General features: G+C 38.6%; 9 protein-coding genes. 4 read left to right on the top strand and 5 right to left on the bottom strand.

Annotated elements, in window-relative coordinates; all coding sequences use genetic code 11:
* Positions 1-128: 128 nt before the first annotated feature.
* The 3 genes from ACXIUD_RS11090 to ACXIUD_RS11100 are packed head-to-tail and all read left to right on the top strand — an operon-like array spanning position 129 to position 1797.
* Positions 129-281, top strand: coding sequence for a hypothetical protein (locus ACXIUD_RS11090; RefSeq protein ID WP_458052707.1), 153 nt, complete (start codon positions 129-131; stop codon positions 279-281).
* Between the two features lie 29 nt (positions 282-310).
* Entirely contained in the window at positions 311-1147 is an 837-nt protein-coding gene (locus ACXIUD_RS11095) for an alpha/beta hydrolase (protein ID WP_458052708.1), read from the top strand.
* A gap of 41 nt (positions 1148-1188) precedes the next feature.
* Positions 1189-1797, top strand: a complete 609-nt coding sequence (locus ACXIUD_RS11100; protein ID WP_458052709.1) for a Uma2 family endonuclease — start codon at positions 1189-1191, stop codon at positions 1795-1797.
* 45 nt (positions 1798-1842) lie between these two features.
* Here ACXIUD_RS11100 and ACXIUD_RS11105 read toward each other — a convergent pair whose 3' ends face one another.
* The 4 genes from ACXIUD_RS11105 to ACXIUD_RS11120 form a co-directional block, all read right to left on the bottom strand.
* Positions 1843-3753, bottom strand: coding sequence for a 7TM diverse intracellular signaling domain-containing protein (locus tag ACXIUD_RS11105; RefSeq protein WP_458052710.1), 1911 nt, complete (start codon positions 3751-3753; stop codon positions 1843-1845).
* 226 nt (positions 3754-3979) lie between these two features.
* Entirely contained in the window at positions 3980-5104 is a 1125-nt protein-coding gene (locus ACXIUD_RS11110; protein ID WP_458052711.1) for an endo-1,4-beta-xylanase, read from the bottom strand.
* 43 nt (positions 5105-5147) lie between these two features.
* Positions 5148-5897: an SDR family NAD(P)-dependent oxidoreductase gene (locus ACXIUD_RS11115; protein WP_458052712.1), complete on the bottom strand. Its 750-nt coding sequence runs from the start codon at positions 5895-5897 to the stop codon at positions 5148-5150.
* 18 nt (positions 5898-5915) lie between these two features.
* Positions 5916-8045 carry an alpha-glucuronidase family glycosyl hydrolase gene (locus tag ACXIUD_RS11120; RefSeq protein ID WP_458052713.1) on the bottom strand — a complete coding sequence of 710 codons (2130 nt, stop codon included), beginning with the start codon at positions 8043-8045 and terminating at the stop codon, positions 5916-5918.
* Positions 8046-8273: 228 nt separating this feature from the next.
* Here ACXIUD_RS11120 and ACXIUD_RS11125 point away from each other — a divergent pair, with 228 nt between their 5' ends.
* A complete protein-coding gene (locus tag ACXIUD_RS11125) occupies positions 8274-11165 on the top strand; it encodes a glycosyl hydrolase 115 family protein (protein ID WP_458052714.1) in 2892 nt (963 codons plus the stop codon).
* A 15-nt stretch (positions 11166-11180) separates the two neighbouring features.
* On the opposite strand, the gene ACXIUD_RS11130 is transcribed toward ACXIUD_RS11125, so the two are convergent.
* Positions 11181-12212 (bottom strand): LacI family DNA-binding transcriptional regulator, encoded by a 1032-nt coding sequence (locus ACXIUD_RS11130; RefSeq protein WP_458052715.1) that lies wholly within the window; start codon positions 12210-12212, stop codon positions 11181-11183.
* Between the last annotated feature and the right edge of the window lie 419 nt (positions 12213-12631).

Below are 12631 nucleotides of genomic sequence, written 5' to 3' on the forward strand. Positions count from 1 at the left end.
CAAGTTTTGTATTTTTGTACATGATGTTTTGGTGTAGTGACTATAAACATCATAAATTTTAGCGAGGCATCATAGCCTCGCTATTGTATTTTTCTAAGATATCCAAAAACACGCAGTGTTTTTGTCGGATGACAGTAATTGAAAATAATAGTTTATCTATAGTAAATCTAGTAATTCCTCAAGATGCAAAAGAGAAAAATATTCATATCATTTTGGAATTGTTTGACGACGGTATTCCAAATCTGTTTGCTTACAGAAGGATGGTTATCAATGTCAAATAATCAGTTTTTCAAAATTAATCCTACGTACCATGAAAAATAAATTTCTTACTTCTATCTTGATCATATTTGTTATCATCAATAAGTCATTAGCTCAAGATGGCTCACTTATAGCGCCATCGGGTTTTGATCAACCCGTTGCAAGTACAAAGGGCCAAGTTAAAGAGATTAGCTTTTTCTCTCAGACAGTAGGGGTAGACCGAGTAGCCAATGTGTACTTTCCTCCTAATTACAATGAGGCAACAGCTTATCCAGTGCTATACTTACTGCATGGCATAGGTGGAGATGAGCGAGAGTGGCTGGATCAAGGGACTCCCAATATCATCATGGATAATCTCTACGCTTCCAATAAAGCTAAGCCCATGATTATCGTGATGCCCAATGGCCGTGCCATGAAAAATGATCGTGCTGAAGGGGATATTTTTGGAGCTGAGCCGGTAAAGGCATTTGCTACTTTTGAAAAAGATTTGTTGAAGGATTTGATTCCCTACATTGAGAAAAATTTTAAAGTTAAGCCAGGTGTGGAGAATAGAGCTGTTGCTGGTCTTTCGATGGGTGGTGGACAGTCCATGAATTTTGGATTGGGCAACCCTGAGCATTTTGCATGGATTGGTGCTTTTTCTCCAGCTCCGAATACGAAGAGAGGAGAAGCTTTGATTCCAAGGCCTGATGTGACCAAGTCCAATTTGAAACTTTTGTTTTTGAGTTGTGGGGATAAGGATAATTTGATGAATGTGACCACAGGAGCGCATGAGTTCTTAACAGAAAAAGGTATTCCCCATACCTATCGAATTCTTCCTGATCACTACCATGACTTCAAGTATTGGAAGAATGAGCTGTATTTCTTTGCGCAATTAGTGTTTAAGTGATTGGTTGATTGAGTGATTAGAAAATTTTATAAATTAGCTTCATGGAAACCAAGGACAAAAAAAACTTCTTGAATGAGCCTGAGGCTGCATATGGTAAATTTAGCTATGCAGACTATCTGACTTGGGAGTTGGATGAAATGGTGGAGCTGATCAAAGGGAAAATCTTTAGGCAAGCCGCTGCACCAAGAAGGATTCATCAGGAAGTTAGCTTGAAAGTTGTAAGAAGGATTGCTGAATTTTTGGAAGGTAAAACATGCAAAGTATTTATAGCCCCCTTCGATGTCAGGCTTCCGGTGAAGTCCAAAAAGAATGAAGATATTTTTACCGTGGTGCAGCCTGATATTTGCGTGGTGTGTGATTTGGAGAAATTAGATGAAATGGGTTGTGTGGGTGCTCCAGATTTGATCGTTGAAATCCTCTCTCCAAGTAATAATCAAAAGGAATTGATCCATAAATACGAGGTATATCTAGAAGCAGGAGAAAAAGAGTATTGGATCATCCATCCATCCGAAAAAACCCTCTTTATATACACATTGTCTGATGGCGACTACGTCCCGTCAAAGCTTTATACCATCGGGCATACAGTCCCCTCCTCAGTGATCAAAGGCTTCGAATTAGACTTAGAATGGGTGTTCAAAGATTTAGATTGAATTCTAAAATCTAATCTCGGTTGCTATCGGGACTAAATTCTACATTCATTCCAAATGAACCAAAGCCAAAGACTCCCAGCCATTCAGATCCTTATTGTGGTCTACTTTTTCCATGGCTTGAGCAATTTTATTTTTGAAAGCCCAGCATGTTTCTCTTCTTAACTCCAAAATGTCGGAGAGCTCATTGAGTGTGAGGTCCACATCTTTTCTATTGGAAAGATATAAGATGTAGAACGCCTTTTCAATAGGGAACTTGAGTTTATGAAATAAGGTATCAACCGTTGGAGATTCCAAGTAATTGCAATTTTTACACCTTTTGCTAAAATTAGCTGTTTCTTGATATTTATTATAAGAGCATTTCTTACAATGATACCCATCTTTCCACTTCAACTCAGCCAAAAATTGTAGACAGGTGTCTTTGTCGGGAAAGACCTTTTTGAACTCCTCAAAACCAAGTCCTTTCATCAAGGCAAGACTCTTGGTAGTTTCTTCCACAGAGGATTTTAACTCTGCATTGTTTTCCTGCAAAAGCAAATTCATCTCTGTTACTTTTTTGTTCAACTCCTCTAGCTTCTGATTGGTGGCCTGTAACTCCTCATTTTTTTGCGCCAAATCTGAAGCCATACGCTCAATTTTCTCCGTACGTGCTTTTACTTTTTCTTTGAGTTTGCTGTTGAGCTCATGAGTTAATTGATTGTTTTTTTCAAGCACTAATGTTTTTTCCTCGTTTGCCCGAATGAACTCATCCTGCAGAAATTTCACCTGATTGAAAATCGAAAAGGAGAAAAGCAACATCTCCAAGAAAATAACGGGGTAGACCAAATACCAGTTAAGTACAGGATTTTGAAACAACTCAATACTTCTGGAATAGGTATAAATGATAACCAAAAATAAACATGCATAGGCAAATATGTAAGACCAGGAATGAATCTCTTCTTTGATCAATTCTCTGAGTCCAAATCCAAAAGGAATCAAAAGGATCAAAATAGTGATTACTAAGTATGTGTTGAAGTTGAACTCAAAAAAGAATAGCTGATTGATAAAGAAAATGAGTTTCAGTACAATTGCCCAATTGGTAAACTTCAATACTCTGTCACTTTTGGTATATTTCTGTACGAAACGATTAGAGAATAGCAGGGTGGCTACAATAATAAAAAACTCAATAACATACTGATTGTTCAGTTGGTTGAGCCATGGACTGTTTGGCCAAAAGTATTGAAACCCTAAGCCATCTCTACCGAGCGAAAACCAGATATAGGAAAGAATGAGTCCAGGAAAATACAGGTAAAGCAAATCTTTGAGCTTGAAAAATAAATAGAGATTAAAAATTAAAATCAGGATCAACACGCCATAGTAAATGCCTAACAGAAAATACTCATTTAGGGAGTGGTTGAGAAATCGTTCATTGGTACGAAGATGAAAGCTAAATTCTTGATTGTAACTTCTGTAAATCTTTAAATAATAAGTCTTTTGTTCTCCTGGCCGGATATCGAGGAAGTAATTAAAGTTTTTATGATGAATTTTACGGGAATTGAAAGGGAGTTGGAAGCCAGCCTCATAGGTTTCAAAGGTTCCGTTGGAGTTTGGAAAAAAAAAGGCAAATTTTTTGATATCAAAGCCCCATGATTCAAAATACCAGCCATTATCTTCTGCTTGCTGATTATTTTGAACGGTCAAACGAACCCACACCGGAGAATTATAATAATCATATATTATGTGAGCATCATTAACCTTGGTGAATTTTGTCTGAAATTCAGGCGAGGCAACATCTTCTATGTTGAATTGTCCCAAAGTATCCAAATAAAAGTCTATCATGGTACTTACTTTTAATTGCGTAAGACCTTCTTCCAATTGGATAATTGTAGGCTGAGACTGTTGTCTTGCTTGTGCTTGAATTGTCCACAAAAGAATAAATCCGAACACGAGAAAGAATGCTAATTTTTTTATGAAGCTCACCTGATTAAGATTAAATGTTTTTCCTATATGTGTGATGTTATGTTAATAAGTTTCAAATTAATGAAATCTAGTCAATTTTCTTTTAAACCGATATTTAGGGGTGCTTTCTAACGGAAATCATTTGCAATATTAAGAACTCCGGAAGATATATTGCTTTTATCTCCAAACCGAGTCAAGCACTTTCCTTACATTTCTTGTCTTTGCTTTTTAAAATGTTAACAGAAGTCTATCTCGTAATAGGAATACCCATTAAGGTTTGAATGATATCTTTTTTCTCTTGATAATTTCTGTCAATGACTAGAGGATAAGCTGTTCTTCTTGGCATAGGCCAATTGTTCAGCCAACTAGACCCATCGTGAAGTCCCCAAAATGTAACTCTTGATATCTTATCCTGATGCTTGACAAAAAGCTCAAAGAGCTCTTGATACCTTTTGGCTAATTTTGCCTGAACTTCTTCAGGTAAGCCATCTTTGTAAATATTGTAGGAATCATCTTGAGGAAACGTAGCGTCAATATCTGCTCCATGTCTATTCACTGGGTTAGGAAGTAAATCAATATCAAGTTCAGTGATCATAACTTGAAAACCAGCTTCTGCAATTTTCACAATACACTCCTCAATGATTTCTAATGACGGAGATTCCAGTCCATAATGTCCCTGCATACCTATTCCATCAATTTTGATGCCTTCAGCTCTCATTTCCTTAGCAAGCTCAATTGTAGCATCCCTTTTAGCAGGTTTCCACATGTTGTAATCATTATAATACAATTCTGCCTGAGTGTCTACTTCGTTTGCTTTAATAAAAGCTCTTTTGATAAAATCTTTTCCTGCAATTTCATACCATTTGGAAGGCCGCATTTCGCCATTGTCAAGAATGGCTTCATTGACTACATCATAACCCATGATTTTGCCTTTGTAACGGCCCATAATAGTCTCGATATGGTTTTCCATTCGGGAAATCAGCTGTTCTTTTGAAAGGTCATTTCCTTGCTCATCTTGATAAACCCATGTAGGCGTTTGATTATGCCATATTAAGGTATGTCCCACAATTTTGGACTTTGTTCGCTCAGCTAGAGAAACTAGTTGATCCATAGCGTCAAAACTGTATTGATTAGGCTGTGGATGGATGAGTGCCCATTTCATGATGTTTTCAGGAGTTAGGCTGTTGAAATGTTTGCTGATCAATGCTTCCGCTTGTGAATCATTTCCTTGCCCCAATATCTGACGTTGATTGATTGCAGCACCGATATCAAAAACTGGTTCAAAGTGGTCTTTCAAGCCTTGCGCATGTAAAGAACCAATAAAGAAAAAAAGAACAAGAAGTGAAAATAGGCTTGGGGAGATGGTTTTCATAGCATTTCGTTGGTTATGGGTATCCATTCATTATTGATGGTTTTTAAAAGCCAATAGAGTTTCCACCGTCTATTGCTAAGGAAGTACCTGTGACATACTTGGATGCATCACTGGCAAAGTACAGGGCGGCTTCAGCTATATCCTTAGGTTCACCCAATTTCCCCATTGGCGTTCGGGAAAGCACTTTGTTTTTTCTTTCAGGATCGTTATTCAAGGCTTTTGCTGACATGTCGGTTGCAATAAACCCGGGGGCAATACAGTTTACTCTTATTCCAAAAGGGGATAGCTCCACTGCCATTGCCTTTGTCATTCCTTCAATTGCTGATTTGGAAGCGGTATAGGCAATTACCTTAGGGATGCCATATTTAGCAGCCATGGAGGAAATCATGATGATAGACCCAAACCCCTGTGTTTTCATAATTTTAACTACCTCTCTGCTCAAAGTGAAAACTGAGCATACGTTGGTGTGAATGATACGTTGAAAGTCTTCATCACTTACATCCCAAAAGTCTTTTTTAAGGTTAATGCCAGCATTGTTGACTAGGATATCTATCCTGCCATGCTCATTTACAATTCGTTGAATTAATGAGGGAATCAGTTTAAGCTGACCTAAATCAAAAGCAATGCAAATCGCCAATTCACCAAGGCTAGCTTTTGCTTGGGCTAATTTCTCTTCATTTCTTCCAATGATAATGGTTTTGATCCCTGCTTCGATAAATCGCTGACTGGTGGCTAACCCTAGCCCTGATGCTCCGCCGGTTACAATGGCTACTTTTTGTTGTTGCTCACTCATGATTTAAGTTTATTATGATTAAATACCTGGAACATGATGAGGTTTGAAATTCATATAGTATTCTAAACTGTGCTTGGGAGGTTCTACTCCTTCCGGTAATGGCATCTTTGAAAACTGTCCAAAATAAAGGAGGCAGGCATCTCTCCACCATGCTGCTTCTTCGGCTTGAATAGTTAGAAAGGATAATACATGATTGAAACGTTTTTCATCTACATATTCACGCATATTTTCCCAAGTAGAAATATTGACTCTTGCTTCTTCAACTCCTTTCTGATAGTGTTTGGCTAGATTGTCCCATAGGGATTCTCCATTTTGAAGTGGGTGATTCCAATTTACTTGATGAAACCATAGCAGATACTTTTCGGGTACGGTAGCTAAATTTCCCCAAGTATTTTGCAATGCTGGAGCGTATTGACTGAGCGCATCGCTTCCTGTGGAGGTTCTGTTGAAACCAATACCTTTTTCATTCGCTTGATGGTAATAGGTGGCGGTCCAGTCAGCTCTTCTACCTCCTGAAACCCAAGGTCCGGGTCCATAATGATGACTGGCAGCCATAATGTGATGTAGTCCAAGAGGAGTCATGTAGTTGACAACCATTTCTCTGCTGCGCATCATCACATCAGTCATGGTTTGCACAAATGTTGGATTCGTGCTAAATGTTAATTTCAACCATTCTTCAGCGATTTCCTGAGATCCTTGATTAGGATTCCATGCCAGTTTTCCGAAAGCAAACCAGTTGGCCTGATGAAAATGATGCCCTGTCCAGTTGCGATCTGTACCGATGTTTGATACACCTGCCATCGCAGTTATTTTATATTGATGCAAACTCCCATCTATCACCTTGGCAACTTCACTGCCTTGGCCTTTGACATACGTATCCTCTTTCAGTACTTCTTCAAATAAAGGAGCCAAAAAAGCTAGATGCGTGTCATGTCCCAAATACTCTTGGGTAATCTGAAATTCCATCATCAAGGGTGTTTGAGGCATTGCTCCAAACAATGGATGGAAGGGTTCTCTTGGTTGAAAATCAATCGCTCCGTTTTTTACCTGTATGATTACATTATCCAAAAATTCCCCATCCAATGGTTTGAATTCATTGTATGCTTGCTTATGACGGTCATCTGGCGTGTGTTCGTTGTACACAAAAGCTCTCCACATGACTATACCACCATGGGGAGCTAAGGCACGTGCCATCATATTGGCACCATCTGCCTGTGATCTCTTGTAATTGTGAGGACCTGGCTGTCCTTCTGAGTCTGCTTTGACCACAAAACCTCCAAAGTCAGGGATATATTGGTAGATTTCTTCTGCTTTTTGGTTCCACCATGCTTGAACATCTGAATTCAATGGATCTGCAGTTTCTAAACCACCGATTTCAATAGGAGCTGAAAAACGTGCAGTAAGATAAACTTTGATTCCGTAAGGTCTAAATACATCCGCAAGTGCTTTTACTTTTTCCAAGTAGGTAGGTGTAAGAATCAAGGCATTTGCATTCACATTGGTTAAAACCGTTCCATTGATCCCAATGGAAGCATTTGCTCGTGCATAATCATGGTATTGCTGGTCAATGTGTCTTGGTAGCCTGTGCCAATTCCAGATTGAAAACCCTGCATAGCCTCGCTCCACAGTTCGGTCGAGGTTATCCCAATGATTCAAAACCCGATGTTGAACTTTTGGAGATTCAAAGACTCCTTCTTTTGGTATGTTAGTGCCGCTTTGAATATGTTGGAGTAACCTGAATGTTCCGTAGAGTAAACCAATGTCAGTCTTAGCAGTAATAATTAGCTGTGTTCTGTCTGGGTCATGAAATATTGCAAAACCATCGGATGCCAGCGCATTGATTTTTGAATAAGGGAAATTCTTGATAGTAAGATCTTCCTGTTTTCCAATCAGAAGAGATGCCGATTCAGTTGGGTTATTGTTTCCTTTAGAATAATTCAGCATTCCTTGTGAAGCATACTCAAGCTCTTTTTTAATAATGAAAAGTGTGGTGGAATTCCCCATAACTTCATAATTGCTGAGTGAGTTGGTCTGCCATGCTTGAGGCTCTTGGATGGGGTAATATTGCAGCCAAAGCTTGTATCCATCATTGGCAAATCCTGATACGCTGAGCAGTATTATGAAAAAAAACGAGAGTATAGGTTTCATTCGGTTTATAGGCTTGATGTTAATAGCTGTATTAATTAGGAATTTGTTTGAAATCGATTACATTAATATTTTGTCAAATCATGAGTTTAAAACAACTCTCAGTTGCTATTTTACTCTGTTCCGTTGAATTAATGAATGTTTGTTTTCGAAATTTATAAAAAAATAATGAAATCGGTTGCAATACTGCATAAAAACTTTCAATTTTAAGACAAACAACCTGATGAAGACATGAAAAAATTTTTATGGATTTTCCTCCTTGTGCCTCAACTCTTGGATGCTCAAATTCATGTGAGTTTTCAAAAGAATGATCAACAAAGGTTTTTTGAAGTTGTAGGAGAGCGTAGCACTGCTGTGATTGTTTTCGATCCATCTGAAAATGCTCTTGTCCATAAATCTGCTCATTTTTTAGCAGAAGATATTGAACGAGTTACCGGTAAAAAAGTGGCTGTAAAAGCTTTGGGTTTGGTCAAAGATTTTGACGGTATTGATTCAGTTGATGTTATTATTGTTGGGACAATAGATAACAGTAGCATTCTAAAAGAATTGATTTCTTCTGGCAAATTGACGGTTGATGAACTTCAAGGTCAGTGGGAACGCCACAGGATCCAAACCATTGAACAGCCATTTCCGGGGGTAAATAAGGCTTTAGTGATTGCTGGAAGTGATCGAAGAGGTGCTGCATACGGAGTGTTTACAATTAGCGAAAAAATTGGTGTATCTCCATGGTATTGGTGGGCTGATGTACCGGTAGCTAAGCATGCTGAGGTGTATATTGAAGATTGTAATTTTCTCTCTAAAAGCCCTGCGGTCAAGTATCGTGGAATATTTATCAATGATGAGGCTCCTGCGTTTACAAATTGGGCTTTTGAAAAGTTTGGAGGGATCAATCATAAAGTCTATGAGAAGGTTTTTGAACTGCTGCTACGCAATAAGGCCAACTTTTTATGGCCATCGATGTGGCTGCCTACTATGTTTTATGTGGATGATCCATTAAATGCCAAAACTGCTGATGATTTTGGGATTGTGATGTCTACCAGTCATCATGAACCCATGACCCGTGCTCATCAAGAGTGGGAGGAATTCGGGGAAGGTCCTTGGAATTATGTTACAAATGGAGAAAAATTACGAGAATTCTGGAAAGGAGGGATAGAAAGGATTGGTAGTTATGAAACGATGGTAACTGTGGGAATGCGAGGCGATGGTGATGATGCCATGTCAGAGGAGACGGCCGTTGATTTATTGGAAACCATTATCCGAGATCAGCGAAAAATATTGGAAGAAGTCACTCAAAAACCTGCGAATGAGACACCTCAAGTATGGGCTATTTACAAAGAAGTTCAGGACTATTACGATAAAGGTATGCGTGTGCCTGATGATGTCACCATTTTATTGAGTGATGATAACTGGGGGAATATCCGCTACCTTCCTATGCAAAACTCCGAAAACAAAGGTGTTAAGTATGGGATGTATTATCATTTTGATTATGTAGGAGCTCCCACTTCTTATAGGTGGCAAAATGTCACCCAAATCGAACGTGTGTGGGAGCAGATGAAACTAACTTATGAACATGGAGTCAATGAAATTTGGATCGTGAATGTGGGTGATATCAAGCCGATGGAATTTCCGATTAGTTTCTTTTTAGATTTGGCATGGGATCCGGATGCCATTCAAGCGGAGGATTTGCCAAGCTATTACATCCATTGGTCCAAGCAGCAATTTGGGGGGCATTTTTCAGAAGATATTGCCAAGCTATTGGCATTATACACCAAATATAATTCCCGTAGAACCCCTGAAATGCTCACCTCGGATACTTATAGTATTGAAAATTATAGGGAAGCTGATAGAATTATTGCTGAATTCAATGAGCTTTTACGTAGGAGTACTGCTATTTACCAACAGATTCCTCTGCATTACAGAGATGCTTTTTATCAGTTGGTGCATTCGCCTATAGAAATGTGTGCAAACCTCAATGAAATGTATGTGTCAGCCGGTAAAAACAAGTACTACGGGGTAAGAGGGGCGGTAGCTGCAAATTATTATGCAGACCGAACTAAAGAGCTTTTCGAAAAAGATGCTGCGCTAAAAAAAGAATTCCATTCGATGAATGATGGGAAGTGGAATCACATGATGTCACAAACCTATATTGGATATACGGGTTGGAATCATCCTCCGCTCAATATGATGCCTGCTGTTTCGTATGTTCAAGTGCCTGAAAGTGATGAAATAGGTTATCTCATAGAGCATGGTGTTCCCCCGCGTTGGGGCTGGTTGGGAGTAGAAGGGAGATGGGGATTTAGCAGAAATATGCCAGTATTTGATCCTATCAATGATCAATCGTATTACTTAGATATTATCAATAGGGGTGCTCGGGAAATTGGATATTCTCTGAAAGGCAAACAGGATTGGATTAAGGTTTCTTCGGATCGTGGATCTGTATTGTTTCATGAAAAAGTATACGTAAGTATCGATTGGGAGCGTGCACCTGCGGGTAGGGCTACAGGCGAGCTGATTCTTTCTGGGGCAGGTAAAAAGTATAGTGTACAGGTGCCGATCAACAACATACAAGTAGAAGCGACAGGATTTATTGAAAATGAAGGAGTAGTAGCTATAGAGCCTGCTAATTTTAGTCGAAAAGTTGATGGGGGACGAGCCCATTGGACTTTGGTGCCTAACTTAGGAAGGACAGATGCTTCCTTGATTGTCGAGCCTATGAATTCTGAGAAGCAGGTTTCAGTGGAGAAAGCTCCGTTGGTTGTATATGACTTCACAACTTTCAGTTCAGGAGATATCCGTGTGCATGTGTATGTGTCGCCTACACAAGATTTCAAAAGGGAGGTGGGCTTGCAGTTTGCTCTTGCCATAGATGATGGTGAGCCACAAATCATCAATATCAATGAAGGTGAGACTGTTCCTGATTATAAGTACGCTTCTTGGTGGATGAGGTCTGTCGGTGATAATGTAAAAATAAAAACATCTAAACATTATTTAAAATCCCCTGGAGTGCATACACTTAAAGTTTGGGGGCTTGACTCTGGATTAGTCATCCAAAAGATAGTAATTGATACAGGTGGTAAGAAGCCGAGTTATCTAGGTCCACCTGAAAGCACCTTCAAACAATAATTTCGATAGTAATTACTATTTGAGCTTTAGTGAGGATGCGCGGATGATTAAATCAGATCTCAGCGTGATTTTATTGGTGTTCTGAAGGAGTGTTGCTTCTGGATTGTCTAGATGGTTGATTAGGTTTTTCATGGCAACTTCACCCATTTCAAAGCCAGGGTAATTGATTGTGGTGATTTTGGGGTACACAAGTCTTGAAATAACCTCATTGTTAAATCCGACGATAGCCATATCTTCTGGAACTCTGAACCCTTTCTGAATAAGTTGATTCATGCAGGCTGCTGCACAGGCATCATTAGAGACAAAAAGTGCATCAGGCAAAGGATTCATTTTAAGTACCTTTCCAATGACATATTCTGCTGCATGTTCATTGATCTCATCCAATACAATCACTTGATCATCATGGATTTCTAGTCCTTTATCCATTAGTGCATACTTGAATCCTTTTAATCTTTCTGCATAGACACTGATTTTTGTACTACCTAACACATGGACTATTTTTTTACATCCTTGTTCAATCAAGTGATTGGTTGCTAATTGGGCGGCGTTGATATTATCAATAGTGACACCTACACTGTTTGGACTATTGGCAACTCTGTCGTAAAACAATACGGGAATACCCTTTTTATGAAAAGGTTGAAAGTGTTCTAGTTTTTCTGCTTCACTTGCCAATGATACTATCAAACCATCCACTCTACTTTTAAACATAGAACGGGTATTGGCTACTTCTTTTTCGCTTGATTCCAAAGATTGTGTGATGACAAGATTGTAGCCAGCTTCATTGGCTACTTTTTCCATGCCAGCAAGTACTGATGCCTGAAAGCTACTGTTAAGACTTGGAACAATAACACCAATATTATTGGTTTTTTTGCTCCGGAGATTTGCAGCGAAAACATTTGACTGATAGCCCATTTCTGCTGCAGCTTGGAATATTTTCTTTTTGGTTTTCTCTTTTACCGCAGGATGATGATTAAGTGCTCTGCTCACGGTCGTTGGAGAAACCCCACTTTGCTTGGCTATATCGTAAATTGTAATCTCTTTCTCCATTGGAAGTCTAAATTTGGATCAGCGCAAAAATCCAGAAAATGTTCCGATTCATTGAAAGCGCATGATCAAAAATAATTTTTTTAAGTATCTAAACCAACAATATTTTATGAAATCGATTTCGGTTCTAGTTTTTTATTTGCCAAACTTGTAACAGAATGGTATTGCTGCTGAAAATATTAAAAAATTATGCCGTTTTTATGACTTTATTGAAAAAATATTCCTCGTTAGATGTTAATTGTGTAAAATTTAGCGTGTTGATTCGCTGTTTTTTGGCGGGAAATAAACAATTATTATAAGTCTCGATGATGAACTTAATGAATTGATAATTTTTAATATTCAAAATAATAATTGGTGATATTTCATATTAACTGTAGTCTGCCTTGGTATCTGGGTAAAAATAATTATGAAATCGGTTGCAT

It is taken from the genome of Mongoliitalea sp. (genome assembly GCF_054166905.1).

What these genes read in the sequence shown, in the direction of transcription:
- ACXIUD_RS11095 (WP_458052708.1), top strand. Translation starts at nt 311, where the DNA reads ATGAAAAATAAATTTCTTACTTCTATCTTGATCATATTTGTTATCATC.
- ACXIUD_RS11120 (WP_458052713.1), bottom strand. Translation starts at nt 8,045, where the DNA reads ATGAAACCTATACTCTCGTTTTTTTTCATAATACTGCTCAGCGTATCA.
- ACXIUD_RS11130 (WP_458052715.1), bottom strand. Translation starts at nt 12,212, where the DNA reads ATGGAGAAAGAGATTACAATTTACGATATAGCCAAGCAAAGTGGGGTT.
- ACXIUD_RS11110 (WP_458052711.1), bottom strand. Translation starts at nt 5,104, where the DNA reads ATGAAAACCATCTCCCCAAGCCTATTTTCACTTCTTGTTCTTTTTTTC.
- ACXIUD_RS11090 (WP_458052707.1), top strand. Translation starts at nt 129, where the DNA reads ATGACAGTAATTGAAAATAATAGTTTATCTATAGTAAATCTAGTAATT.
- ACXIUD_RS11115 (WP_458052712.1), bottom strand. Translation starts at nt 5,897, where the DNA reads ATGAGTGAGCAACAACAAAAAGTAGCCATTGTAACCGGCGGAGCATCA.
- ACXIUD_RS11100 (WP_458052709.1), top strand. Translation starts at nt 1,189, where the DNA reads ATGGAAACCAAGGACAAAAAAAACTTCTTGAATGAGCCTGAGGCTGCA.
- ACXIUD_RS11125 (WP_458052714.1), top strand. Translation starts at nt 8,274, where the DNA reads ATGAAAAAATTTTTATGGATTTTCCTCCTTGTGCCTCAACTCTTGGAT.